The following is a 24007-nucleotide window of genomic DNA, read 5'->3' on the forward strand; positions in this document are numbered from 1 at the left end:
TAGGTGGAACTGATGCGGTCCGCCACACTGAATTCGGTTGCAGACACCTCCTCACTCCGCGGTGAATTCGTTCACCGAGGCCGCCAGGTGATTCGGATGGCTGAGCATCGGCATGTGTCCGGAGTCGATGGTCACAACCGCACGTGGCTGTAGATTTGCGACCATCGTCTCCTGCAGAGCGGGCGAGAGTTCGTCGTCGTCCAGCGTTTTGACGTAGAGGGACGGGACGTCCGGGACGTCGGCGAGACTCGTGTCGGTGTACAACTTCTGAGATTCGGGCCGGAACTGCTCGACGATGCGATCTGCCTGCGGTTCCGACAGTCCGTTACAGAGGGACTTGCGAACGACACCGTCAGGTGGTTTCGTTCCAGCCACCCGCATTACAACGCGCTGGATCAGGCGCTGAGGGAAGGGATAACACGACAGAAACGATCCGCCTGGTTCCGGGATGGTAGCACAGACGCCAACGAATCCGACCGCTCTGTCTGCGAGCACCCGGGCCACCTCCTTCCCGATCACGCCACCGATCGAGTGGGCGACGACTACGAGCTCCGTTGGCGGCCACTCCGCTATCTGTCGGCACACGTGATCGACGTAGTCGGGCAGACCGAGACCGCCCCTTCCCTCGCGATCGCCGTTTCTATCCGGAAACGTTACCGGGAGGTGGGGCACCTCGAGCGCCGGTGTCATCTCGTCCCAGATCCAGGCATCCAGCCCGGTACCGTGGATGGAGACCACACCGGATTGTTCGTCCGACGCCGCGTAATCGGGAGGCACAGTACGGGTAGTCGCCGTAGCAGAAATAACGTTTCCTCCGCCGCCAGAGGTCCGCAGGCTAGTGCCTACAGTTCAATACGCTCGCCACGCTCGGCAGACTCGTGGATGGCCGCGATCGTGCGCAGGTCCGCGAGGCCGTGCCGGCCGTCAGGAAGGATGGACTCGCCCGAGCAGACCCGATCGGCGAAGTAGTCGAACTCCTCGCGCATCTCCTCGACCGCGGCGATGTCGACGTCCTCGATCGTCGCCCGGAGGCTCCCCTTCGAGAGGTGGAGCGTCGCCTCGCCGTGGAACGCCGGGTGGAGTTCGATCGACCCCTCGGTGCCGATGATCTTGAGCTGCGTGTCGGTCTGAGCGTGCTGGCTCGTCGTGATCACGAGCGGCAGGCCGCCCTCGAGCGTGACCGTCGCCGTCGCGTTCTGGTCGGGCACGTCGGCGAACGCCTCGTGCTCGCTGTTCATGCGGGCCCGGACGTCGACGGGATCTCGTTCGAGGAGGAACCTGGCGGTGTTCAGAGGGTAGATCCCGAGGTCCATGACGGAGGTACCGTAGCCGGTGACGTCGGGGTCGAGGCGCCACTGGTCGGGATCGGGAATCATCTCGAGGACGGGCTGGGTGTTGTTGCCGTAGACGTGGGTGGGCTCGCCGATGAACCCGTCTTCGATCAGCTCCTTCGCCCGGCGCACCGCGGGTTCGGTGTGCATCCGGTAGGCGGTCATCAGCGGAATGTCGGTCGCCTCGGCGGCCTCGACCAGTCGCTCGGCGCGTTCGACGGTCGCCTCGAGCGGCTTCTCGCACAGCACGGCCTTGCCGAGGTCGGCGGCCGTCTCGACGTACTCGAGGTGGTAGGCGTTGGGCGTCCCGACGTAGACGGCGTCGTAGTCGTCGGCGGCGTCGCCGTCGTGGAACGCCTCGTACGTGATGCCGCGCTCGGCCCCGTGGTGTTCCGCCAGCCGGTCGGCCTTCTCCGCAGAGGAGCTCACGAGCACCGTCGTCTCGCACCGATCGCTCTCCTCGATCGCTGGGATCACGACGTCGACGGTCCACCAGCCGAGGCCGACCAGCGCGAACCGCACGGTGCCTTCGGTACTCGTCTCCCAGTCGCGTTCCGTGAACCGCTCGAGCAGCGGGCGTGTACTCATATCTCACGCTTCGATTGTGGGGACATATTACCACCTGGTTTGCAACAGTTACCGACAAACAAGATCACACGCTTTGCTACTAGAGAAGGACGATCATGACGTGAATAGCGTGTTACAACAGCTACACCTCGAGGGAAGGGTTGCTTCGTTGCATTGGTTTCGAACTACGCACCGAATCGGGCGAAGACGTGTTCGCCCCGGTCAAGCGCTCCGAGTCGGTTTTCGCCGTTCCGAGCGCGTCGTTCGAAGCGTACCATCGGCCTGCTTGTTCTGCCGGTCGAGGACCCAGACGGATCGTCCACGGGTGTCGATAGTGGTTTGGTCGTTGATGCGATTGGTACGATCCGTCGGGTTGGAACCGATCGAATTCGATCGCCTAGAGATATTCGGTGGGTGTCATGCCATGCTTCTCACGAAGCACTCGAACGGTTCCCGAGTAGTCGACCTCAGCGATCTCCTCGCTGGTCGGCCGTGCCTCGAGGCCGTGATCGGCCCGCTTCCGCTCCTAGTTGCGAAATGGTGCGGTCGAGTCGCACGTTCGCGCGCCGCCGGTCGTCAACCGGTCCGAGAGATGCTCGATGAGCAAGTGGGTGCTCAGCGAAGAAATTTGTCCTTTTTGCGTTCATCCAGCTCTGTTACCTCCTCTTGAATGTCGGCTAACGTAGCCTGTAACTCGGTGATCACGTTCACGATCTTCTCCCCATCCGTCGCCTCGTGTACCTCGGCGTGATTCCCAACCCGTAGATTCAGAGTCGATTGTAGCCTCTGAAGGCGCTCCTCGAGGAGAGTTATCGTTTCGTCGAGCTCGTCGATGCGATCGCGTAGGTGATTGACCTGCGAGCTGAGCTGTTCGACGTCGCTGGTCACGGGAGGGTTGTAAAGGTCGAATAGTCCGGCTTCGATGTGCGACTGCGCCGACGGGGTGAGCGAGTGGCACTTCGGTGGCGTTCGCGATCCTGTCGGTTCGCCCGTTCGGACATCTATCAGTCCGTACTCCCGTAACTTCTCGCGGCGGTAGGCGACTTGACTGTTGCTCAACCCGGTCATATCCCGGATTTCGGTGGTCGTCGCCTCGTCGCCGCAGTTGAATATCGCCCGGAGCATGTCGATACTCTTCGGATCGAGTTCGTCGAGCAGCTGTTGCAGGGTCGGAATCGTCGGTCACCTCTACGTAGTTGACAGTCCCAAAACCCTATATTAGTGCCTGAATCTGTGCCACCAATATTACACCACAGTCCAGCGAGCAACTCTGCGGGATTTCGAAACGAACACCATCGTTTTGATCGTTCACATCGCCCGAAGGCAGCGTAACCCGCTTCTTTTCGCACACCCCACTCACTCGTTGAAACGGGCCGAGGGAGTGAATCCTCAGGATAGGACCACTAACCCAGTAACAATGCCATTATCTACACCATGTGGATCGAACCGTTCCGAGCGGCCGTGTTCTGACCAATACGGTAAAAAATAACCATTATATTTTTCCCCAATCATATTTTGATCGTTCGATGACGGATCCAGCGGTGGACAATGCTGTCGATTTATACCTCGATCCGCGTCGGGTGAGACTGACCGCAGGACAACCCATGACGAAGAACCTTCCAGAATCCGAGTGCTTCGCGTTGCTGGCAAACCACCGCCGCCGAACCGCCTTACGCGTGCTACGTGACCGTTGGTGGGGGACCCTGGAGACGAACACTCGAGACCACACCGAGCCGCTGGCGGTGGACCAATTGGCTGAACTGATCGCAGCGGAGATATACGAGAATCCTTCGGAGGGCGAGAGTTACGATATTCGACTCGTTCTTCATCACGCGCACCTTCCGCGCCTCGAGGAGTGCGACGTCATTTCGTACGATCGGGCCGACAGAACCATCGAGCTCCGCCCGAACTTCGACGTTCTCCTTCCATTATTGGAGAAAATGACCGAGCGAGATGACTCCTCAACGGAAGCGTCCGGACCTCGTCACGGCACACTGCGAGAGTGAACAGCCTCGGGGTCAAGCCCCGAGGCTTCTTCCCGTGGTTTAATCAGATACTCCCACCCGACCATCGGCCTGATAGCCTCGGACGGTCGGGTGGGTCACGGTCGGGCTGTCCACAAGCCCCGATGCCTGCCGTCGAACCTTCCGAACAACGGGAAGGTTGTTGAGAGCAGGCACATTCCAACTCATATACTTCTTGATGCCTTTCACGGCGATATTGACGCTTGCACCACGGTCGCTGTGGTCTTGATGGCCACAAGACTTGCACTTGAATCGCTTCTTCCGCCGATTCGCCCGTTCAGCGTGCCCACACAACGGGCACCGTTGGCTCGTCTTGTACGGGTCAATCGAATCTGAGGGGATTCCCTCGAACGACGCCTTGTACGACGTATAGAACTGGAGAGCGCGGAACGGGAGGTGGTGCAAGCGTCGGTTCATCCGCGTGCCGTAGTCGATACTGTCGCGCATCTCTTTGAGGTCTTCAAAGACGATGCACGGCTTCTCAAACTGCTGACTCCACTCCACGATATGACGGCTCACTTTATGGAGTCGGTCGCGGACAAACCGTTCCTCACGCCCTTCCAGCGTGTCGTGGATGCTGTCCTTCCCCGCGTTCTGCACGCGCTTCCGCATTGTGAAATAGCGGTGGCGCTCGAACTTGATTTCGGGGAAGGCGATAACCAATGTATCCTCGACGCCATCCTCGGAGAGTGCAGTGAGAGCCACGTTGTCCTCGTTCACATCGACACCGATAACCGTCCGAGAGTCCTGCTTGTCTCGCACAGTCCGTTCGGTGTTGCGAATATTGATGTGAAGTTCAGGTTCTCCCTCGCGCCACAGGGCTTCACTGGTCGTGACTTTCCATTCATCGCTCGTCAGTGCGTTCTTGAGCAAATCAATGTGGGCGTCACTACCTTTGAGGATGCCTTTGACGTGGTTGTAGGGTTTCGCGCTGATGCGAAACGCCACTTCGCCATCATCAGTGAGCGACAGGTTGTAGCCTTCTTCGTAGTTGGCTCGAAGTGGGTACGCACCATCTTTGGTGTGGCTGGGAATGTTGTAGTTGTCGTAGTCGTAGTAATTCTCCATCGCTTCCAAGGCTTTGGCGACGATGCGTTGAGTCGTGTTCTTCACGAGGTCGGCCTCGTCTTCGAGGCGAGGAGAAATATCGTCCCAGTCCACGCCGTTTTTGGCAAGGCGGATGGTTTCGTTGTACGCCCAGCGGGCTTCGAGGGTGGCGTCTTTGAGCAGACTCTCGTTGTCACTCTGTATGTCGAGTTGGAAGTCCAGAGTCTTCACGAGAGTCGGCTCTTCGGTTGTCATTCTTCGTCTTGTTCGGTGGGTTCTGAGGTACGAACGACTTTCACGTCCGCGCCACGCCAGCGTTTTGGGACGGTGACGTGGGCGCTGTTCCCGAACGGTTTGACCTCTCCGTCGAGAACTTCTTCGCCGTCGATTTCAAAGCGATTCGCCATACCAGTGTATATCCCTTGGATATACTTAAGTGTATCGGTATAGTGTATCCAATATGGGGGAGAAACGGTCGAACCACACGGTGTACAACGTCAACTATCACTTCGTGTGGTGTCCGAAGTACCGCCACGCGGTACTGGAGCCAATCGAGGATTCGTTGGACGAGTGTTTCCAGAAGGTATGCGATGAGTACGGCTATGACCTACAATCGTTGCATATATCTCCTGACCACGTACACGTGTTCCTATCCGCGCATCCGAAACACGCGCCGAGCAAGATTGTACGAACAATTAAGAGCATCACAGCGTGAGAGATGTGGGAGCAACACGAACCGTTTCTGGAACAGTATTTGTGGGGTGGTGGATTCTGGGAGCAGTCATACTATGTCGGGACGGCAGGCACAGTGTCGAGCGAGACGATTGAACAGTATATTGAGCGAACGGAACACGTTTAGCGGAGCGTACGGCCTTCACCCTCGGGGTCGAGCCCCGAGGCACTCGGCCTGTCTTTTCTGTAGACCACGGTGGGGCACTACCGAGGCGAGGATCGGGGGTCGCAACGACTGAATCCCTCCCCGTCGGCCGGACGTCAATACGACGCTCGTCGATCCGCGTTCGAAGCACGACCTCGTCGACCCTCCGCGTCGCAGTCTTCGGGAGTTCGACGACGAGTACGACCGCACGCAGAACTTTGTAGTCGGCCAGCCGCCCGCGACAGATCCGCTCGACGTCTTCGCCGGTGACCGATCCGTCGGTTACGACGACTGCGGCGATCCGCTCGCCGAGGCGGTCGTCGGGCGTTCCGACAGGAGTTCAGGTCACGACCGACCCCGAGACCACTCACGTAACTCTTCGCGTACGGTCGTGCGTTCGTGAGCCCCGTGTTTTCCTCGATACTCGTTCAGCGATCAGTGGACTCGTACCATCGCTCGACTCACCACCCCTCCTGCGTTACATACTGGCATAGAGCTTCCCCGAGGAACACGTGCGCGGCACGAACGCTCGCGATCCGGTACGCGAACCGACAGGTGAGCGAGCGACGACGATCCACCCGGACCGGTGGAGGACGCCGACCGTCGTTCGGGACGGAGAGTTACGCTCATCGACGACACGAGAAACGTCGATTCGAACGACGAGAAGATCCGCAAACGTTTCGACTCGTGGAGACGACGACAACGTTGATTACGGAGTATCTGGTTGATATTCCCTAGCACATGGCGTTCACACGTGACGAGTCACTCGAGCGGTTGCGCGAGACGGTCTCGAGCGGGGAGCCGATCATCGGCGCCGGCGCGGGAACGGGGATGTCGGCGAAGTTCGCCGAGCGAGGCGGCGTCGACCTGCTGATCATCTACAACTCCGGTCGGTACCGGATGAACGGTCGCGGGTCGCTCGCCGGCTTGCTCCCGTACGGCGACGCCAACGAGATCGTCCTCGACATGGGCCGGCAGGTGCTGCCGGTCGTCGAAGACACGCCCGTTCTCGCGGGCGTCAACGGGACCGATCCGTTCCGGCAGATGGACGTCTTCGTCGAGGACCTCGGACGGCGCGGGTTCTCGGGCGTCCAGAACTTCCCGACGGTCGGACTCATCGACGAGGACAGCCAGTTCCGGCGGAACCTCGAGGAGACGGGGATGGGGTACGACAAGGAGGTCGACATGATCCGGGAGGCGTCCGACCAGGGGATGCTCACCTGTCCGTACGTCTTCACCGAGGAGCAGGCCCGCGAGATGGCAGAAGCCGGCGCCGACGTGATCGTCTCGCACATGGGGCTGACGACCTCGGGCGATATCGGCGCCGAAACAGCGCTCGACCTGGATACCGCCGCCGAACGCGTCCAGGCCCACCACGACGCGGCTACGGAGGTCAACGAGGACGTGCTGGTCATCTGCCACGGCGGCCCCATCGCGTGGTCCGACGACGCCGAGTACGTGCTGAACAACACGGAGGGCGTCGTCGGCTTCTTCGGCGCGTCCAGCCTCGAGCGCCTACCGACCGAGGAGGCGATCGAGAACCAGGCCGCGGCGTTCAAATCGATCGAGTTCTGACCATGCCGGACACCGCACTTCGGCACATCGGACGACTCGAGAATCGGGCGTTCGACCGCGTGTCTGCGGAGAGGTGTCGACCGTTGAACGCATCGGGGAGGATAGAGTAGAGCCATGAGCGTCGTCATCGTCGGGACGCTGGACACGAAAGGCGAGGAGATCGGGTTCGCCAGGGACGTCCTCGAGGCACAGGGCGTCGACGTTCACGTCGTCGACGTCGGCGTGATGGGCGAGCCGGCGTTCGACCCGGAGACCGCCGCGGACGCGGTCGCCGAGGCGGCGAGGACGACGCTCGAGCACCTTCGCGAGGAGGCCGACCGCGGCGAGGCGATGGAGGTCATGGGCGAGGGGGCGGCCGAGATCGTCCGGGAGTTACGCGACGAGGGGGACCTCGAGGGCGTGCTCGGACTCGGCGGGTCGGGCAACACCTCGATCGCGACCACGGCGATGCGGGCGCTGCCCGTCGGCGTACCGAAGCTCATGGTCTCGACGATGGCCTCGGGCGACACGGAGCCCTACGTCGGGGCGACGGACATCGCGATGATGTACTCGGTCGCCGATATCGAGGGATTGAACCAGCTCTCGCGGCGGGTCATCGCCAACGCCGCCCTCGCGATGGTCGGCATGGTGACGATCGACCCCGACGTCGACGCCGAGGATCGACCGACGGTCGGCATCACGATGTTCGGCGTCACGACCCCCTGCGTCCAGTCGGCTCGAGCGATCCTCGAGGAGAAGGGCTACGAGACGATCGTCTTCCACGCCACCGGCACCGGCGGGCGCGCGATGGAGTCGCTCGTCGAGGAGGGCGTCATCGACGGCGTGCTCGACGTCACGACGACCGAGTGGGCCGACGAACTGGTCGGGGGCGTCCTCAGCGCCGGCCCGGACAGGCTCGAGGCGGCCGGGAACGAGGGGATCCCGCAGGTCGTCTCGACGGGCGCGCTCGACATGGTGAACTTCGGTCCGCGCGACTCGGTTCCCGAGGAGTTCGAGGGCCGGCAGTTCCACGTTCACAATCCGCAGGTGACGCTCATGCGCACCACGCCCGAGGAGAACGCCGAACTCGGAGAGATCATCGCCGAAAAGCTGAACGACGCGTCCGGGCCGACGGCGCTCGTCCTCCCGCTCGAGGGCGTCTCGGCGATCGACGTTGAAGGCGAGGACTTCCACGATCCGGAGGCCGACGCGGCGCTGTTCGACGCGCTCCGCTCGACGCTCGACGACGACGTCGAGCTCCTCGAGGTGGAGACCGACGTCAACGACGAGGCGTTCGCCGAGACGCTCGTGGAGACGCTCGACGAGTACATGCGAGACGCCGGAACGGCGCCCGCCGCGGACGCTACCCGCGACTGAAGCCGTGGGTTTCGCGTCGCCCGCGGGCGTCGTTCTCCACGCACCTCATCCGTCGTTCGACGGGAGTTGCGAGATCACCCACGAGAGGAACGCATCCTGACTCCGCGACTGTAGCCAGAGTTGGCCGGGCCCCTCGAACGTGCAGACGAGGCCTTCGCCGCTGAACAGGGTCGATTTGAGACCGCCGACGCGATCGACGGAGAACTGAACGCGGTCTTCGAAGGCGACGATGTGGCCCGTGTCGACGACGTACCGTTCGCCGGCCTCGAGGGATTTCGTTTCGATCGCGCCGTAACTCGAGAGGAACGCGGGACCGCTTCCGGAGAGTTTGAGCAGGAAGAGCCCTTCGCCGCCGAAAAACGTTTTCGCCCCGCCGAACTCGGTCTCGAGGGAGATCGACTCGTCCGCGGCGAGGAACGATCCGGACTGGACGTACACCGCGTCGTGGTCGAGATCGTGGCGGGTGATGTCGCCCGGAATCGGCGGCGCGAGCGTGACGTGGCCGCGATCCCTCGCGGTGAAGGTGTTCTGGAAGAACGATTCCTCGCCGAGCACCGATCGTTTGACCGAGCCTAACAACCCCCCGTTCCCCCGGTTCGTCGTCATCTCGATGCCGTCGGTGTGCGACACCATCGCACCTGCTTCGGCCGTGATCGACTCGCCGGGGTCGAGGTCGACCTGCAACAGGGCGAAGGAGGGCTGGTGAGCGATCGAATGGTCCATGTTCGAACGTACCATTCTCAACCGACCTACATATACTCTCGGTGACCGTCTCGACGTCGACGTCGTGGGGCGTCGTATCGACGCGCGATGCCGGTGCGAACCGACGGCCGCAGTCGTCGACTCGAACGACCGAGGGTGAACTGCACCCATCGCCCGAGGGTCGTGTACGGTACACGTCCTTCTTTGCCGACCAGCCGTAACCGACTCGTATGGATCCGTTGCTCACCGTCGACGACGAACTCGTCGTCGGATCGATCGTCGACCGGCCGAATCGATTCGTCGTCCGCGTTCGCTTCGACGACGCGCCGGAGCGCGTCTTTCTCGGCGACCCCGGCGCCCTCGAGGGGATCGTGGAACCCGGGCGAGAGATCTACTGTTCGCCCGCGGACGACCCCGACCGGGCGACGGACTACGACGCCATCGCGACCAGCGTCGACGGGGTGTACGTGAGCCTCCGCACCAGTCTGGCGAACGACCTCTTCGAGCGCGCCCTCGTCGCGGATTCGCTCCCGCAGTTCGACGGGTACGCCCTCGAGCGGCGCGAACCGCCGCTGCCGGACCACGGCCGAACGGACTTCCTCCTCGAGACGCCGGCCGGCGACCCGGCGTACGTCGAGGTGAAATCCTGCACGCACCTCGAGGACGGCGTCGCGAAGTTCCCCGACCGGCAGACCGAACGGGGTCGTCGCCACCTCCGAAGCCTCGAGGCGTCGCTCGAGGACGGCTACGAAGCGCACGTCGCGTTCGTCGTTCAGCGACCCGACGTCGAACGGTTTCGACCGTACCGCGAGGTGGACCCGGCGTTCGCGTCCCTCCTCGAGCGCGTCCGAGATGCCGGCGTCGGCGTCCACGCCGTCGCAACGGCGTTCGACCCGCCCGTCTACCGACTCGCGGAGGTCGCGCTCCCCGTGGAACTCGATTGACGTCACGTCGGCGCTCGAAGCGGGCGTCCCGATCGCCCGGGTGCTCACCAAAGATAAGTACCAACGACCCCGAGTCAACGTATGCCGCGGATCGATCTCTCCAGCAATCAGCGGGCGACGCTCTCCGCGTTGATCAACGCGTACGAGGAAACCGGGTCGTACGTCTCGGCACCGCAGCTGGCCGAGGAACTCGACCGGACGACCGGTACGCTCCGAAACCAGATGAGCGGACTGAAAATGCTCGGCCTCGTCGAGGCCACGTCCGGACCCCGAGGCGGGTACAAACCGACCGAGGCCGCGTACGAGAACCTGAGTCGGAACCGCCTGGACGACGCTGAAACGGTGACGCTCGCCCACGAGTTCGACCGCGTCGACGCGACCGTGGACGAGATCGACTTCACGAACGTCCACCACCCCGACCTCTGCCGGGCGCAGATCCACTTCCAGCAGTCGATCCGGGACCTCTCGGAGGGCGATGCGATCGCGGTCGGCCCGTCCCCGATCTCCGATCTCGTCGTCCTCGGGGAGGTCGTCGCGATCGACGCGCCGGCGAACGTGGCGATCGTCGACGTCGGCCGTATCGAAGCGCCCGTCGACGCGGAGTGATGCGATGCGGACTCGTACCGTCGCGCCTCCGGACGAGACCGTCTCCCTGGTTCCGGACGACGGTCCTGTCCGACCGTCGAGGCTGCGAACCGGTCGTCCGCTCGACGGCGTGACGAACGTCCTCCTCGAGACCGTCGGCCGCGTCGACGTGGTCGGCTACGCCTCGTCGGATCCATCGCTGCGACCCCGAATCCGCCCCACCACCTCGAGTTGGGAGCGGGGATACGGAACCCGGGGGAGGTCAGCGAGGTCCGCGGCCGAAGGGTCCGGGAACACGACCTGGTAGACGGGTTCGTCGGGGTCGCAGGACGCGTGCGTCGCCAGCGATTCGTCGACCTGATTGAGCCAGTAGTCCCCCGCCGATTGATCGCAGATCCGCATTACGACGGCCGGTTCGTCGACGTCGACCGGCGAGACGAGATCGCCGACGTTCGGTGCGCGCTCGTCCCCCTCGTTCTCCCTCATAGCCGGTAAACGATCGTGAGCCGTCGATGAATATCTTCCTCATCTAGTCACTCATCCGAGAGTTCGATCGTCGATACCGTCCAGGCAGGGGGTCGTGACGTCGGTTTCGCGACCCGGCAGCACGCTTCAAACCTGGCGGGGCTCAGCCTCGTTCGATGGGCGGATCGTCGCGGGGTCAGTCCTCGAGCGGCGACTCGGTGCCGCGGACGCTATCGACGATGACGTCACCGTCCGGTCGGGACGCGAGCCAGTACAGTTTGTACGCGTCGACCGTGCGTTCGAACGTCACCTCCGGCGCGGAGTGGACGGCGATCTTCCGGAGCGTCCACGTGAAGACGGCCGCTTCGGCCTTCTCGCGGACCCGTTCGTCCGAGAGTTCCGACGGAACGACGAGCACGTCGTCGATCCGTTCCGTGACCGTCTCCGGAAACACGTCGGCGCGAACGGCGAGTCGTCGGGAACGGTCGACGCTGACGACGTACTCGACGTCGAGGTCCGAGAGCAACGGGCGTTCGATAGTCGCGACGGCCTCGTAGACGCGATACGGATACGCGACGGCGCCGACGCGACCGCTCGAGTCGACGTCCTCGCGCGCCACCGCCGGTTCGACGACGGTGAGTTCCGCGCAGTCGTGGTGTCCACCCGTACGCTCACCGGCAGTCGTTTCCCGTCGGCGCGAGTCGCTCATTCACTCCTCATCCGACACCCAGTAGTCGCTGGCCGTAACGTGGGCCCGAACGGTGTCGATCTCCGTGACGGCTTTCGGCTCGACGTCGCGGCCGCCGTCGGTCACGTAGTCCGGGGTGCCCGTGGGTTCCTCGCCGGTCGTGAAGGCCGACAGCGGTTTGTCGAAGGACTCGAAGTGGTCGCCGACGCCCTCCGGCGGCTTCGTCAGCAGCGAGACGACGACGAGCGTCGCCGTCGAGAGGACGAACGCGGGGAAGAGGCCGTACACGTCGACGAGCCCCACGAGGAACGGCGAGCCTTCGATCGCTCCCATGAGTCCGACCCACTCGAGGATCGTCGATAGCTGCGTCCAGAGGATCATCGTCGTGGTTCCGACGATCATGCTCGCGACGGCGCCCGTCGCGGTGACACGCCGCCACCACAGCGCCGCGATGAGCGTCGGACCGATGGCCGCGCCGAGACCGCCCCACGCGTAATCGAGGACGAGCGTGTAGATCGGCGTGTTCTGCGCGACGTAGGCGAACGCGATGCTCGCCGCTCCGAGGCCGAGCGTGACGTACTGGGAGTAGCGGACGAGCGTCTCCTGACGCGCGTCCGGGTTGACGTACCCGTGGTAGACGTCCTCGACGACGGCGCTCGTCGCGACGAGGAGCTGCGAGTCCGCGCTGGACATCATCGCGGCGAGCGCGGCCGCGAGGACGATCCCCGCGATCGCACCCGGGAACAACTCGAGCGTCAGCCTCGGCATGACGTTGTTCGGGTCCTCGATGCCGCCCTGGCCGAAGGCGATCAGCGCGTACAGCCCGACGAAGGCGGCGCCGAGGTAGGCGACGAACATGAACAGTTGGGCGACGAGCGCCGCGAGACGGATGTTCTCGACCTCGTCGATCCCCATGAACCGGACCATCACGTGCGGGTTTCCGGGGATACCGAGCCCGATCGCGGCGTAGCTGATGAGACCGAAGACGGCCGCCCAGCCGGTCGTGCCGGCCGTGACGCTCGCGTACGAGCTTCCGACGGACTCGAGTTCGGCGAACGGAAGCCCGTAGGTGGCGAACGCGAGAAGCGGGAGCGCGATGAACGCGATCAGGATGATCGCGCCCTGAAAGTAGTCGGACCACGCGACGGCGAAGTAGCCGCCGAGCACGGTGTAGCCGACGACGATGATACCGCCCACGATGATCCCGACCAGCGACGAGACGCCGGTGAGCACCTCGAGGAGCGTCCCGGCGGCGACGATCTGTGCGCCGACGTATCCACCCTCGAAGAGCATCAAGACGAGCGCGGAGACGCCTTTGACGTACCCCGAGTCGTCCTGTAGCCGCGTCTCGAAGAACGTCGGCAGCGTGACCGCTTTCACGATTTCCGTGTACTTCCGGAGGCGCTTGGCCAGTCCGGCCCACGCCAGTAGATCGGCGGGGATCATGCCGAGCCCGTTGTAAAACGCCATCACGCCGGTGCCGAACGCGTCGCCCGGGACGCCGAGCGTGAGCCAGCCGCTCATCTCGGAGGCCCGCTCGGAGAAGCCGGTGACGACCGGGCCGACGCTGCGCCCGCCGATGACGTAGTCGTCGAGGGTATCCATGAGGCGCGCAGAGTACAGCCCGATGCCGAGCAGGACGAGGAGATAGACGCCGAACGTCACGAGGACCCAGATGCCGGCTCCCCCGGCGATTCCGTCACTGACCATGCGTCTCCTCCTCGTAGCGCTCACGAATCCGCTCTTCGCGTTTTCCCTCCCACACGTAGTAGACGACCAGCATCGCGAGGTACGCGACGAAGGGGCCGAACAACCAGAGCAGGTCGACCGATCCACTCGTAACCATACTCGCCCGTGAGTAACACTCACGGTTAAAAATAATTATTCGACGCGTCCGAATTCGGTGATGTACGCCGTGCCGTCAGGTCGCTTCGGCGGTGAGTCGGTCGACGACACGGCCGCACGAAACCCGCGTTCGCCCGGAGACGACGAGGGAAGACGGTGACTGCCCGTGCGAGTACCCGGTCGAGAATTCTTATTGCCACCCGAGATAGATGGTGATCGTGTTCCGAAAATCGATCGTAGACCGTAAGCGACCCTCGCTCGTCCCCGAAGTGTTCGATCCGAGCGAGCAGAGGGGGTAACCGTGTCGGACCACGACGACGTCGGCGTCCACACGTTCCCCCTCGAGCGAGCCGACGCGCTCGAGGACCCCTCGCGGTACCGCTTCTGCTCGCGGGAGGAGTTGCTCGCCGACCTCGATCCCGACCCGGACGCGACCGTCGCGGATCTGGGCTCTGGAACGGGTTTCTACGCGCGTGACGTCTCGCCGTTCGTTCGGGCGGTCTACGCCGTCGACGTCCAGGGCGGAATGCACGCGCTGTTTCGCGAGCGCGGGGTTCCGGAAAACGTGGAGTTCGTGACCGCGAGCGTCGGCTCGCTCCCCGTCGCCGACGACAGCCTCGACGGCGCGTTCTCGACGATGACCCACCACGAGTACGCCGACCCGTCGTCGTTCGCCGAACTCGCCCGCGCCCTCCGCCCGGGCGCCCGACTCGTCACCGTCGACTGGTCGGCCGACGGGCGGGGCGACGACGGACCACCCCTCGAGGACCGATTCGGGTCCGACGAGGCGGCGGCCCAACTCGAGGACTCCGGATTCGACATCGTGACGGTTCGGGACCGGCCGGAGACGTTCGTCGTCGTCGCCGTCCGGTGACGCGGCGGATCGGGAATCACACCGCGACGGACCACCGGCGTGTCCGTGATGGTGCTCGCCCGTACTCGACTGCGCGAGTGGATTTTCGCCCGGCGCTGGATATCACAACCTTATTTCCGAATAATTCATTATCTACGTATTGTAATATTACATCTGATGATACAGCGGAAACTACCTCGCCGTCGGTGGCTTTCGACCTGCGTCGGCACAGCCGTCGGCCTGGCCGCGCTCGCCGGTTGCACAGACGAAACGTCGGACGACGACGGTACCGAGCCCAGTGACGACCCGGGCGTCACCGACGACGGGAGCGACTTCGGTCCCTGGCCGATGATCCACTACGACGCCGCGAACACCCTCACCGTCCCCCACGACGGGCTCGAGACCGACGAGAAACCCGAGGTCCTCTGGACCGCCGACCTCGAGGGAAACGTCGCGCCGCCGGTCGTGTACAACGACACGGCCTACGTCGGCCACGGGGACGGAATCTACACCGCCGTCGACCTCACCGACGAGGGCGAACCGCTCTGGCACCACGAAACCGGCCGGCGGAGGGCCCCCGCCGCAGCGGCGGAAGGGGTCTTCGTCGCCGGCGACAGCGTCGAAGCCCTAGAGCACGGGGGCGACGTCCGCTGGACCAGCGAGTACGAGGGCGGCGTCGAAAGCCTCCGAATCTACGACGGAACGCTCTACGCAGGCTTCGAGGACCGCGTCATCGCCTACGACGTGGACGGGGAGGATCTCCTCGAGTTCGAGACGGAGGCCACCGTCCAGTCCCTCGCGGTCGACGACGAGCACGTCTACGTCCGTTCACGACCGGATCCGGACGAGGACGATTTCGTCATGGCGGGATACGATCGAAACTCTGGTGATGATCTGTGGGAACACGATATTCACCACGGCCAACAGTGGGTCGACGATCGCGTCACGAGAACGTTCCCAGTAATTGATGGAACGGTGTATACGGTCAACGATGATGCTGTGCTATCGATCGACGGTTCGAGTGGTGAATTGACTAACGCCGCCGAACTCGAGCACGCGTCGTGGACCCGACCAACCGTTTACGATGACACTGCGTATCTCCAACGAGGCTCGTTGGCTTACGATCTCGAGACAGGTAAGGAACCCAGCGAATGGGATCCCGATTTGAGTGCTGATACTCCTTTTATAATAGCTGGTGAAGTTGGTTACTCAATAACTTCTGCTGGAGTGCTAGATCCACACGAATTGTTGGCAGTGGGCGTGAAGACCGGCGAGGTTCATTGGGAAAAACAAGCACCTGAGCGAACAGACTTCCACTTTCCGCTTATCTTGAATGACATAATAATCATCCCAGAGGACGATAATGGTTTAGTTGCGTTTGGGTAATTCAAATTCTCCTCTATCAAGTGTATTTATGATATTCTAGCAACTTTCGGAACTCGCCTCGGGGCCAACCTCTTTCCATGTTTCTGAACAAAAATTGGTTCCTGTAGCGATAAAATCACCATCTGACACGGCCGGCACCGGCCCACCCTTCTGGACGACCGACCCGGGCATGACCACGACCACTTCGGTCGACGTCTCGAAGTCGACCGCCTCGTTCTTCCCCACCCGGATCACGCTCCCGTCGGAGAGTTCGACGTCCACGGGACTGTGTTCGGCGACGTAGGTGAGCCGACCGCTGTCTGACGGATCGCCGATCGTCGAACTCACCTCGAGGCGGGCGTACTCCCCCGCGACGTCGACGGACCACGAGTTGACCGTCGCGTACCACTGGCTCGGGGCGACGAACACGACCGGAATGCCGGGCCACGGCGCCCGGTTGTGCGTCCGAATCGACAGGGCGTCGTGGTGGACGTCCGAATCCGTCTCCGTGATCGTCGCGTTCTCGGGTCGGATCGCCGGCTCGCGATCGCTGTCGATCGAAACCGACGGCAGGTACGTCGGCGCGCCCGACACCTCGTACTGCGCGTCGTCGAGCACCGGCGATCCCTCGAGATCGACCGGGTCTGGATCGAACTCCGCGTTGGCGAACCCCTGCACGAAGTCGAGCACGTCGTCGAGGTGATCGAATCCGGCGTCGTCGCCGAAGTCGTCGATCCGGTCGTTGACGCCGTCCAGTTCCTCGCCGTAGTGTTCGTCGAACAACTCGAGCCAGTAGTAGATGCGATCGAAGTACGCCTTGCGAAGTTGCATCCTGGCTTTTTCCTCCGGCGTCTCGTAGGGGCCGTCCTCGACGAGACGGGGCTCGAACTCGGTCCGAATGTGGTCGATCGCCTTCGCTGGGGGCGTCTCGTCGTCGGTCAACTCGCCCATCGAGACCCGCAGCGGGTCGGCCGCCCATCCCTCGAGAAACTCCTCGTGGACGACCTCGAGTTCGTCGGTCAGCGCCCGCGTCACGGCGTCGCGCTCGCCGGGGATCACGGCGTCCGACTCGAGGGTGAACGACGGGTCTTCGACGATCGCGTCCTCGGCGGATCGCTCGAGCGCCTCGGGCGAACTGCGCCGGAGGGCCGATTCCATCGCGGTCGCGACGTCGCGCTCGACGCCGGACGCGCTCTCGGCGGCCGTCGCCTCGAGGAGTGCGGCTTCGAAGCCCGCCTCGAAGGTCGCGGCGTCGGGATCCGACCCGTAATCGGTCTCGATGGGGCCCGGGTCGACCGCGAACTCGTCGCTCGTGGCGTAGTACTCCCCGCCGGCGGAGAAGCCGTACTCGCCGTTGATCGTCGTGTGCACCTCGACGTCGACGGACTCGGTCGCTCGCGTCGTCGTGTAGTCCGGGCTGGTTTCGGTCTCGTTCTTCGCCTTCCACCCGTGGACGACGGTCACGTCGGCGGTTCCCTCGGCGCTGATCTCGTGGATCGGGCGATCGTAGCCGTCGCCGTCCGGGATCGACGCGTGCTCGACGTCGCTGACGCCGACGTCGGCGTCGACGACCCGTCGCGAGTCGTTACCGTAATCGCGCTCGTACGCGCCGGCGGAATCCGGCGTTCCGGGCGTCGGTAACGGGTCGGACGACGACGTTTGCGCGGTCTGTACGTCGATCTCGTAGAGTTCATCGCGGATGTCGCTCGGACTCGCGTCGTACGATTCGTCCTCGGCCGCGTCGACGACGCTCGAGAAGTCGCCGTCGGCCATGCCGTACTTCTCGATGTCCGCGCGCATCTCCGCAGCGTCCTCCTCGAGCAGGTCGACGACGTTCTCCGTCCTGTCGACGTGATACTCGGTGTAGGAGAGTTCGGCGACCAGTTCGACCGGAAGCGCAAGTTCCTGGTCGGCGGCGCTCATGCTGTCGACGCCGTCCTGGAGCAGTTCCGACAGCGGCGGCACGTCGGGAAGTTCACCCGTGGCTTCGTCGCCGAAGATCCAGTCGTTGATGACGCCGCCGTCGCCGCAGACCTCCTCTTTGACGTTGACTTCGTCGTCGGTCGGGATCACCGTCTCGTTCGATTCGTTCCGTCGCAGGGTCTCGCCGGCGTCCTCGAGGTTCGCAGACGAGGTGACGTTCTCGCTCGGGTCGGTACCGTCCGGATCGGCACTGCGTTCGACGTCGCGGAACTCCTCGACGAGGTCGAGGCTCATACAGAGGTGCTGCGGGCGCATCGTCCGGTCGGCGTACGGGTCCCGCGTCCCGAAGACGTCCTCTTGGACCGAGAAGATGGCGTGATTGGCCAGAACTTCGGCGTGGTCCGTGTCGATCAACTCCTCGAACGCGTGATCGTCGGGTCTCGCGGTCTCCTGACCGAACCGAACCCACCCGGCCTTCATGTACGCGATCGGGTACAGTCGGGCTGCAAGTTCCTGTCCCAATCCCTCGAGGTCCGCCGGGTTCGGCACGCCGTCGCCTTCGAAAAAGCCCCTGTTGAGCTCCGCTTCGTACTCGTGCATCCGATCGTTCAACTCGAATATCGGCGATCCGACGCTGACGCTGATGGAGCGGGTCTCCGTCGGGAGGTCCTCGCCGCCGGCTTCTGCGTCGATTTCCGCGCCGTGGACCGTCGCATCGATCACGCCCCGTTCGACGTCCGGATCGAAGTGACCGATCTCGAGTTCGACCGCGTCGATGGCCTCCGCCGGGCTGACCTCACCGGGACCGGGATCCGTCGCGACCGGCGGTATCGACACCGTCGACTCGGTCTCCGCGTCGATCGACTGTCCGGCAGCGGGCAGACGATCGACGGCCTCGAGGTAGACGAGGAGCTTAACGTAGGTTCGAAACGCGTCCGTCCGATCGGTTTCGGTGGAGAACGCGGAGACGTTGGCCCCCGCCGTGGTGTTGATCGGTGCCGCGCCCGCCCGGTGGGTTGCGTCGAGCACCGCTGTTCGAAACTCGCTCTGGACCGCGGTTTCGGTTCGATCCATCACAACCTGTGCGTCGCGATCGATCGTCGGGTCGGCTCGCTGTTCGAGGACGGCGATGGTTCCGACGCTCGCGACGAGCAGTAACACCGCGATCATCGCGAACGGGATGCGCGCGCGATCGTCGTCGGCCAGCGTGATCGTCCGGTCGGTTCGGGTTCGTCGTGTCATATCTCGAATGCGTCGTGTGATCGGGTTCCAACGGTCGTCGGTCGATTCGATCGTCAATCCCACGTCTGTACCGTGACCTCGATCCTGTCGGTCGAGAGTTCCTCCTCGAAGACCGACTCGAGGGAGGTCAGTTCGGCCGTCGTTGGTGAGTCGTCGAACTCGTCGTACGTCTCCCGGATCCGCTGGCCGGGCGAACTATCGCGCAGATCGTCGGCGATCACGGCCGCGAGTCCGTCCTCGTCTCCGGGATCGCCCCGGAGAGCTTCGTTCGCTTCGACCGCGTCTGGATTGGAGCCGGTGACGTGCTCGTCGACGTCGACGTCCACGACGTCGGCCAGTTGACGGTAGTTGTACACCGTAGCCGCGTTCTCGGTGAGCGACGACTCGAGCGCGTACTGCGTCCGGTCCGGCGGGAAGTACGCCTCGAGTATCGCCTCGGCAACGTGCACGCCGACCCTGTCGAAGCCGTCGTCGACGCCGCTCCGACGGGTCGACCCGCGTTCGCCCTCGTCGAAGGCCTCGGCGAGCGTCTCCGCGTCGATCGACGGAACGGTTCCCGAGAGGTCCGTCGTCGCGCTCGAGGTGTCGACGTCGTCCGGGGGACGATCGCCGGCGGTGGCGGACCCGGTGGTCGAAGCCCCTTCGTACGGTTCCCAGGTCGCGATCGCGTAGACGTTTCCCTCGCTTCCGATCAATCGACTCCGGATCGCCCCGTCGACCGAACGTTCGACGTCGTGCCCGTACGCGAAGAGCCCAGTAGCGCCGATCTCGAGGTTCGCCATGGCCGCCTCACCGAGCAGGTCCAGCGCCGACCCGTACGTGGTGATCTGGTACAGGTCGGGGACATCGTCGGGCTCGAAATTCTCGGGCGAATCGAAGTTGGCGCTATCGACGGCGGCGCGCCCGGTCTCGTCGGGCGCGCGCAGGTCGTAGGTTATCGTCACCGTCGAGCCGGACAGCGTCTGGAGCGCTTCGTCGCCCCGATCGCCGTCGATCGATTCGTCATCGTCGTTGAGGTAGATCCCGATCAGCAACACGGTCGCGCTGATAAGCAACAGTGCGAGCGCGACGTCCATCACCGTCGAAACGGCCCGGTCGCGACCGTAACGACGGCGCTCGTGATTCGTTCTCGATCTCGTTGGTGGACCCATCCCCATCGTTGGCGTCGCGGGTGTCGGCGACATCGAACTCACCACACCGCCACCCGGAGCGTTCCGGACCGGACGTCGGCCTCGCTATCCACGGCCACCGGAATCGATCGCGTCGCGACGGACGCGTCCGACGGGGGCCCTTCGTCTTCGATGTCCCGGTCGAGTTCGCGGAGGTCGGCGTCGGTCGTCTCGTCGGGGTATCCCTTCGGGAACGCGGCCTCGGCGACGGATCGATCCTTGCCGCCGTCGATCGCGGTCACGTTCACGTGAACCGTCGACCCCGCAGGAAGCGCGTCCACGTCGACGAGGCCCTCGATATCGTCGGCGCCACCGTAGGCGTGGAAGACGCCGTCCTCCTCCAGGTCGTCCCAGACGAGACCGATCGTCGTGTCCGCGGTCGCCGAACCGCTGGCGCCCGGAAGCACGCCCTGTGCGTACACGGCGTAGATTCCGATGCCGAGAACGAGCATCGAGACGGCCACGATGGCCGCGAGCGGGTCGGTCTGTCCCCTTGACCGTGACGAGCGTGACATAGTGAACACCTCCGCGCTGGTCGTGCCAGTGCGGGTCGTCGAAGTCCTCGAGCGTCAGATCGGGTCCGCACAGGGTGACCCACTCTCCCTTCTGGGACTCGGTGATCCGCGCCTCGCAATCGAGGGTCGGATTTCGAAGTTCGACCTCGAGGTCGTACGTCCCCAACCACACCTCGTCGAACTCGTCTGCGTCCTCGGGTTCGTCGAGTTCATCGAGGAGGTCGAACCGTCTGATCGTGGGTCCGTCGCCGGGTTCGGGCGAGACGTACTCCGAGTGAGACGTCACGATGTCGGGTTCCGGATCATCGCCTTCGTCACAGAACGGGTTCCCGTCGCCGCAGAACGAGCTTTTCACCCAGTCGTGCGCGTCCTCGAGCGCGCGTAGCACGGTCTCGAGGATGCCCGACGGCGGTTCGTCGACCGTCTCCTCGATCGGCGTCGACTCGATGTCGACGTGCGTTCCCCTGGTTCCGTCCCCCTCCAGTTTTAGCGTCACGTGGTTGGGGATGTCGCCGTCGGTATCGAACTCGGATTCGATTGCGTCGGCGACCTCTCCGTCGCGTCCGGTCCGCACCGACGCCGTCATCGTCGAATCTTCGTCGATCGCGATCGTCCGAGCGCGGAGCTCGCCGTCGGCGGATAGCTCCGAGCCGCTGTTTTCCTCGTCGGCGGAGTCGACCAGTTCGAAGAACTCGGCGGACGCGTCGGTGTGGGGATCCGCCTGTTCGGCCGCGAACACCTCGTCGACCGACGCGCCGTAGGTCAGCTCCTCGAGTCGCTCGTATCCGTTTACCGGGACGACGGTTCCGTAGGAAACGCTGGCGTGGGAGGTTCCGTGTTCGTTTTCCATCGTGATCGTCTTCCGATCGATCGTCACCGTCTCCGCGTCGTGTTCGTACGACGCGCTGCCGGGGTGCTCGCTCCCCGTCACGCCCTCGATCGCGTTCGCCGCCGCGTCGGCGTCAGGCGGCGGCCCCATCGACACACCGAGCGCGAGTCCCCCGAGCGCCACGCTGACGATCGCCACCGCCACGTACACGTACCACGCGTCAGCCGGGGCTTCGAGATCCATACCGGATCTGGTTCGCGTTCATATTTAAACTCAAAATGCGAACGAGAGCGTGACAAAGCGGCGTCCGCGACGGGCATCCCGGGTCGAACGGCGATGAGGTTCGGTTCGATCGAACTGCGCCTCCTGGTCAACTCGGATTCACCAGGACGACGTCGATCAGGGCCACCGTCAGCACGTAGATGGCCATCGACGAGACCAGCGTTCGGCCGACGTGGTAGCCGAACAGGGTCCGGTCCATCCCGTAGCGGAGTGCGTAGGACAGCGGCGTCACGATGAACGCCAGTACGATCAGGTAGACCGCGACCACGACGCCCAGTTCTGCGGTCGCGAGCGTGGCTGCCTCCGACATCCCATCGACGGCGTCGAGATTCTCCGCGGTGAGCATGTCCGCCATGCCGACGGTCGCGCCGCCGACCAACGGGCCGAAGTAGGCCGCCGTGTTGTCGAGCGTGCTCGTTACCTGCAGCAGCGCTCGGTTCGTCTCCGCCTCGACCTCCTCGAGTTCCTCCAGATGGTCGGCCATCGAAACGATCGCTCGGCCGGCCGGCTTCCCCTCGTCGCCGGCGATAGCGAGTAGCGTAGCCATGCTGTGGGCCCGCTGGCTGGGAACGTCGCGGAGCGCCCCGTACGTTCCGAGGAACGCCTCCTCGATGCTCGTATGGAGCCTGCGCTGGACGCCTGCCGCCCGGCCGAACACCTCGCCGGTCGCGGCGGGAACGCGGTCGGCGGCGAGGTCGATCGCCGATTCGACGGACTCCCCCTCGGCCACCTGTCGGCCGACGATGTACAGCGCGTCGGTCAGGTGCTCCTCGACGTCGCGGACGAAGCGGCGCACCGCGAGGATGGGGCTGAACACAGCGAGCATCGCGGTCCCGACGCCGATGCCGCACGCGGCGACCCCGGAGAGGTACGTCGGCCCGACCGCTTCGACGACGGCGTACGTGAACGCGCCGGCGAGCAGTCCCCACCCGGCGCGCAACCACAACCGATCGGGTAGCTCCGGATGATTCCGATCGATCTTCGGCGGCGGGAACGCGACCGGCCGACGTACGAGCAGCCACAGCGAGGCGCCGACCAGCGCAGTCGGCAGAACGACGTCGTATACGATCACGACCAGCCAGATGTTGAGGCTGATCCCGGCCATCGGCGCGGCGGGGACGAGCGCCACGAGCGCCAGCGGCAACAGGATGCCGAACGCGAACAGGATCGTCGTCGGCGCTCGGATCGACGTCGTAAACGCCGCCATCTGACTCCGCGTCCCGTCGAGGATGGCCGACAGCGACCGGTCGAGCGTTCGTCCGCGCTCACCCTCCGGCGCGTCCTGGGCGGTCACCAGCAACGTCGACGACCGTCGGAGGGCCGGGAAGTGCGTCGACCACTCTTCGGCGAACGAGAGTAAGCCGGCGTGGGGCGTCCCCTTCGATCGGGTGGCGTGCGACTCCAGACTCCGGGACAGCGGCCCGTCACCGGTCCGTGCGGCGAACCGCACCGCGTTCTCGAGCGACGGGTGGATCTGCATGCGCAACACCGCGCGGCCGATGAGGTTGGGCGTGTCGCCAAGCGCCTCGGTTCGACGGAACGCCGCCGCGAGGTGGGGCCACGAGTGCACGCCGTGGATCGACGCGAGCGAGGCCGTAAGCGCGAGGGCGCCGACGAAGAGGATCGGCACGTCGAACAGCGCCAGGGGCAGCGGCACGAGCGCGCCGAGCACCCCGGCGCCGTACCCCGCCCTGACGACGGTCTCGGCGTCGTACGGGGCATCGATGAACCGAACCGAATCGACGAGGTCGTCGCTCGTATCCACCTCGTAGGGGTAGAGCCCGGCGAGACCGGTGACGAGGGTCGCGTATACCGTCACAGCT

Annotated in this window: 22 protein-coding genes and 3 pseudogenes; 9 read left to right on the forward strand and 16 right to left on the reverse strand. The window is 64.2% G+C overall.

The annotated features are described in order from the left end of the window. Positions 1-51: 51 nt before the first annotated feature. The 3 genes from RJT68_RS16095 to RJT68_RS16105 form a co-directional block, all read right to left on the reverse strand. Positions 52-777 (reverse strand): alpha/beta fold hydrolase, encoded by a 726-nt coding sequence (locus RJT68_RS16095; RefSeq protein ID WP_407037551.1) that lies wholly within the window; start codon positions 775-777, stop codon positions 52-54. A gap of 65 nt (positions 778-842) precedes the next feature. Further along, complete coding sequence (gfo6, locus tag RJT68_RS16100; protein WP_407037552.1) at positions 843-1919, reverse strand: D-xylose 1-dehydrogenase Gfo6; 1077 nt, start codon at positions 1917-1919, stop codon at positions 843-845. Between the two features lie 594 nt (positions 1920-2513). Then, the gene (locus RJT68_RS16105) at positions 2514-3023 is read right to left on the reverse strand and encodes a hypothetical protein (RefSeq protein WP_407037553.1); all 510 of its coding nucleotides are present in this window, start codon (positions 3021-3023) and stop codon (positions 2514-2516) included. Between the two features lie 401 nt (positions 3024-3424). On the opposite strand from RJT68_RS16105, the gene RJT68_RS16110 reads away from it, so the two are divergent. Beyond that, on the forward strand, positions 3425-3904 hold the full coding sequence (locus RJT68_RS16110) for a DUF7344 domain-containing protein (RefSeq protein ID WP_407037554.1): 480 nt from the start codon (positions 3425-3427) through the stop codon (positions 3902-3904). A 39-nt stretch (positions 3905-3943) separates the two neighbouring features. Here the strand turns inward: RJT68_RS16110 and RJT68_RS16115 are convergent, their stop codons facing one another. Continuing rightward, a complete protein-coding gene (locus RJT68_RS16115; RefSeq protein ID WP_407037555.1) occupies positions 3944-5224 on the reverse strand; it encodes an RNA-guided endonuclease InsQ/TnpB family protein in 1281 nt (426 codons plus the stop codon). Beyond that, on the reverse strand, positions 5221-5376 hold the full coding sequence (locus RJT68_RS16120) for a DUF2080 family transposase-associated protein (protein WP_007540613.1): 156 nt from the start codon (positions 5374-5376) through the stop codon (positions 5221-5223). The genes RJT68_RS16115 and RJT68_RS16120 overlap by 4 nt, the downstream gene beginning before the upstream one ends. A gap of 53 nt (positions 5377-5429) precedes the next feature. Here RJT68_RS16120 and tnpA point away from each other — a divergent pair. After that, positions 5430-5828: pseudogene (tnpA, locus tag RJT68_RS16125) on the forward strand (IS200/IS605 family transposase). Between the two features lie 199 nt (positions 5829-6027). Here tnpA and RJT68_RS16130 read toward each other — a convergent pair. After that, positions 6028-6168 (reverse strand): annotated as a pseudogene (locus tag RJT68_RS16130) (AMP-binding enzyme); the annotation flags it as partial. 419 nt (positions 6169-6587) lie between these two features. Between RJT68_RS16130 and RJT68_RS16135 the strand changes: the two are divergent. Both RJT68_RS16135 and RJT68_RS16140 read left to right on the forward strand, forming a co-directional pair. Next, the gene (locus RJT68_RS16135; protein ID WP_407037556.1) at positions 6588-7421 is read left to right on the forward strand and encodes a phosphoenolpyruvate hydrolase family protein; all 834 of its coding nucleotides are present in this window, start codon (positions 6588-6590) and stop codon (positions 7419-7421) included. Positions 7422-7535: 114 nt separating this feature from the next. Next, complete coding sequence (locus tag RJT68_RS16140; RefSeq protein WP_407037557.1) at positions 7536-8777, forward strand: Tm-1-like ATP-binding domain-containing protein; 1242 nt, start codon at positions 7536-7538, stop codon at positions 8775-8777. A 45-nt stretch (positions 8778-8822) separates the two neighbouring features. Here RJT68_RS16140 and RJT68_RS16145 read toward each other — a convergent pair whose 3' ends face one another. Next, positions 8823-9500 (reverse strand): TIGR00266 family protein, encoded by a 678-nt coding sequence (locus tag RJT68_RS16145; protein ID WP_407037558.1) that lies wholly within the window; start codon positions 9498-9500, stop codon positions 8823-8825. 209 nt (positions 9501-9709) lie between these two features. On the opposite strand from RJT68_RS16145, the gene sfsA reads away from it, so the two are divergent. Both sfsA and RJT68_RS16155 read left to right on the forward strand, forming a co-directional pair. After that, on the forward strand, positions 9710-10423 hold the full coding sequence (sfsA, locus tag RJT68_RS16150; RefSeq protein ID WP_407037559.1) for a DNA/RNA nuclease SfsA: 714 nt from the start codon (positions 9710-9712) through the stop codon (positions 10421-10423). 81 nt (positions 10424-10504) lie between these two features. Beyond that, positions 10505-11029 carry an HTH domain-containing protein gene (locus RJT68_RS16155; protein ID WP_407037560.1) on the forward strand — a complete coding sequence of 175 codons (525 nt, stop codon included), beginning with the start codon at positions 10505-10507 and terminating at the stop codon, positions 11027-11029. Positions 11030-11185: 156 nt separating this feature from the next. Here the strand turns inward: RJT68_RS16155 and RJT68_RS16160 are convergent, their stop codons facing one another. From RJT68_RS16160 to RJT68_RS16175, 4 genes are all read right to left on the reverse strand, one after another. Further along, the gene (locus tag RJT68_RS16160) at positions 11186-11494 is read right to left on the reverse strand and encodes a hypothetical protein (RefSeq protein ID WP_407037561.1); all 309 of its coding nucleotides are present in this window, start codon (positions 11492-11494) and stop codon (positions 11186-11188) included. Positions 11495-11669: 175 nt separating this feature from the next. Next, a complete protein-coding gene (locus RJT68_RS16165) occupies positions 11670-12182 on the reverse strand; it encodes a hypothetical protein (protein ID WP_407037562.1) in 513 nt (170 codons plus the stop codon). Further along, entirely contained in the window at positions 12183-13871 is a 1689-nt protein-coding gene (locus RJT68_RS16170) for a sodium/proline symporter (protein ID WP_407037563.1), read from the reverse strand. Continuing rightward, on the reverse strand, positions 13861-14007 hold the full coding sequence (locus RJT68_RS16175; protein ID WP_407037564.1) for a hypothetical protein: 147 nt from the start codon (positions 14005-14007) through the stop codon (positions 13861-13863). The genes RJT68_RS16170 and RJT68_RS16175 overlap by 11 nt, the downstream gene beginning before the upstream one ends. Before the next feature lie 300 nt (positions 14008-14307). On the opposite strand from RJT68_RS16175, the gene RJT68_RS16180 reads away from it, so the two are divergent. Together RJT68_RS16180 and RJT68_RS16185 are read left to right on the forward strand one after the other, a co-directional pair. Continuing rightward, positions 14308-14880 carry a class I SAM-dependent methyltransferase gene (locus RJT68_RS16180; protein ID WP_407037565.1) on the forward strand — a complete coding sequence of 191 codons (573 nt, stop codon included), beginning with the start codon at positions 14308-14310 and terminating at the stop codon, positions 14878-14880. A 156-nt stretch (positions 14881-15036) separates the two neighbouring features. Then, entirely contained in the window at positions 15037-16245 is a 1209-nt protein-coding gene (locus tag RJT68_RS16185) for an outer membrane protein assembly factor BamB family protein (RefSeq protein WP_407037566.1), read from the forward strand. A 36-nt stretch (positions 16246-16281) separates the two neighbouring features. Here the strand turns inward: RJT68_RS16185 and RJT68_RS16190 are convergent, their stop codons facing one another. From RJT68_RS16190 to RJT68_RS16200, 3 genes are all read right to left on the reverse strand, one after another. Beyond that, on the reverse strand, positions 16282-19389 hold the full coding sequence (locus RJT68_RS16190; protein ID WP_407037567.1) for a DUF7286 family protein: 3108 nt from the start codon (positions 19387-19389) through the stop codon (positions 16282-16284). A gap of 53 nt (positions 19390-19442) precedes the next feature. Further along, on the reverse strand, positions 19443-20465 hold the full coding sequence (locus tag RJT68_RS16195; protein ID WP_407037568.1) for a DUF7284 family protein: 1023 nt from the start codon (positions 20463-20465) through the stop codon (positions 19443-19445). A gap of 113 nt (positions 20466-20578) precedes the next feature. Continuing rightward, positions 20579-21022: a DUF7285 family protein gene (locus RJT68_RS16200; RefSeq protein WP_407037569.1), complete on the reverse strand. Its 444-nt coding sequence runs from the start codon at positions 21020-21022 to the stop codon at positions 20579-20581. A gap of 1 nt (position 21023) precedes the next feature. Between RJT68_RS16200 and RJT68_RS16205 the strand changes: the two genes are divergently transcribed. Further along, positions 21024-21458, forward strand: coding sequence for a hypothetical protein (locus RJT68_RS16205; RefSeq protein ID WP_407037570.1), 435 nt, complete (start codon positions 21024-21026; stop codon positions 21456-21458). Between the two features lie 234 nt (positions 21459-21692). Here the strand turns inward: RJT68_RS16205 and RJT68_RS21140 are convergent. Together RJT68_RS21140 and RJT68_RS16210 are read right to left on the reverse strand one after the other, a co-directional pair. Beyond that, a pseudogene (locus RJT68_RS21140) lies at positions 21693-22145 on the reverse strand (DUF7283 family protein); the annotation flags it as partial. A 127-nt stretch (positions 22146-22272) separates the two neighbouring features. Further along, the gene (locus RJT68_RS16210) at positions 22273-24003 is read right to left on the reverse strand and encodes a type II secretion system F family protein (RefSeq protein ID WP_407037571.1); all 1731 of its coding nucleotides are present in this window, start codon (positions 24001-24003) and stop codon (positions 22273-22275) included. Positions 24004-24007 lie beyond the last annotated feature (4 nt).

Source organism: Halovalidus salilacus, from assembly GCF_031852275.1.
Taxonomy (GTDB): Archaea; Halobacteriota; Halobacteria; order Halobacteriales; family Natrialbaceae; genus Halovalidus; species Halovalidus salilacus.

Excerpts from the sequence above, each read along its gene's own strand:
- RJT68_RS16205 (WP_407037570.1), top strand. The coding sequence starts at position 21,024 with ATGGCCGCGAGCGGGTCGGTCTGTCCCCTTGACCGTGACGAGCGTGAC.
- RJT68_RS16170 (WP_407037563.1), bottom strand. The coding sequence starts at position 13,871 with ATGGTCAGTGACGGAATCGCCGGGGGAGCCGGCATCTGGGTCCTCGTG.
- RJT68_RS16175 (WP_407037564.1), bottom strand. The coding sequence starts at position 14,007 with ATGGTTACGAGTGGATCGGTCGACCTGCTCTGGTTGTTCGGCCCCTTC.
- RJT68_RS16110 (WP_407037554.1), top strand. The coding sequence starts at position 3,425 with ATGACGGATCCAGCGGTGGACAATGCTGTCGATTTATACCTCGATCCG.
- sfsA (WP_407037559.1), top strand. The coding sequence starts at position 9,710 with ATGGATCCGTTGCTCACCGTCGACGACGAACTCGTCGTCGGATCGATC.
- RJT68_RS16135 (WP_407037556.1), top strand. The coding sequence starts at position 6,588 with ATGGCGTTCACACGTGACGAGTCACTCGAGCGGTTGCGCGAGACGGTC.
- RJT68_RS16190 (WP_407037567.1), bottom strand. The coding sequence starts at position 19,389 with ATGACACGACGAACCCGAACCGACCGGACGATCACGCTGGCCGACGAC.
- RJT68_RS16105 (WP_407037553.1), bottom strand. The coding sequence starts at position 3,023 with ATGCTCCGGGCGATATTCAACTGCGGCGACGAGGCGACGACCACCGAA.
- RJT68_RS16160 (WP_407037561.1), bottom strand. The coding sequence starts at position 11,494 with ATGAGGGAGAACGAGGGGGACGAGCGCGCACCGAACGTCGGCGATCTC.
- RJT68_RS16185 (WP_407037566.1), top strand. The coding sequence starts at position 15,037 with ATGATACAGCGGAAACTACCTCGCCGTCGGTGGCTTTCGACCTGCGTC.
- RJT68_RS16155 (WP_407037560.1), top strand. The coding sequence starts at position 10,505 with ATGCCGCGGATCGATCTCTCCAGCAATCAGCGGGCGACGCTCTCCGCG.
- gfo6 (WP_407037552.1), bottom strand. The coding sequence starts at position 1,919 with ATGAGTACACGCCCGCTGCTCGAGCGGTTCACGGAACGCGACTGGGAG.
- RJT68_RS16195 (WP_407037568.1), bottom strand. The coding sequence starts at position 20,465 with ATGGACGTCGCGCTCGCACTGTTGCTTATCAGCGCGACCGTGTTGCTG.
- RJT68_RS16165 (WP_407037562.1), bottom strand. The coding sequence starts at position 12,182 with ATGAGCGACTCGCGCCGACGGGAAACGACTGCCGGTGAGCGTACGGGT.
- RJT68_RS16140 (WP_407037557.1), top strand. The coding sequence starts at position 7,536 with ATGAGCGTCGTCATCGTCGGGACGCTGGACACGAAAGGCGAGGAGATC.
- RJT68_RS16145 (WP_407037558.1), bottom strand. The coding sequence starts at position 9,500 with ATGGACCATTCGATCGCTCACCAGCCCTCCTTCGCCCTGTTGCAGGTC.
- RJT68_RS16115 (WP_407037555.1), bottom strand. The coding sequence starts at position 5,224 with ATGACAACCGAAGAGCCGACTCTCGTGAAGACTCTGGACTTCCAACTC.
- RJT68_RS16120 (WP_007540613.1), bottom strand. The coding sequence starts at position 5,376 with ATGGCGAATCGCTTTGAAATCGACGGCGAAGAAGTTCTCGACGGAGAG.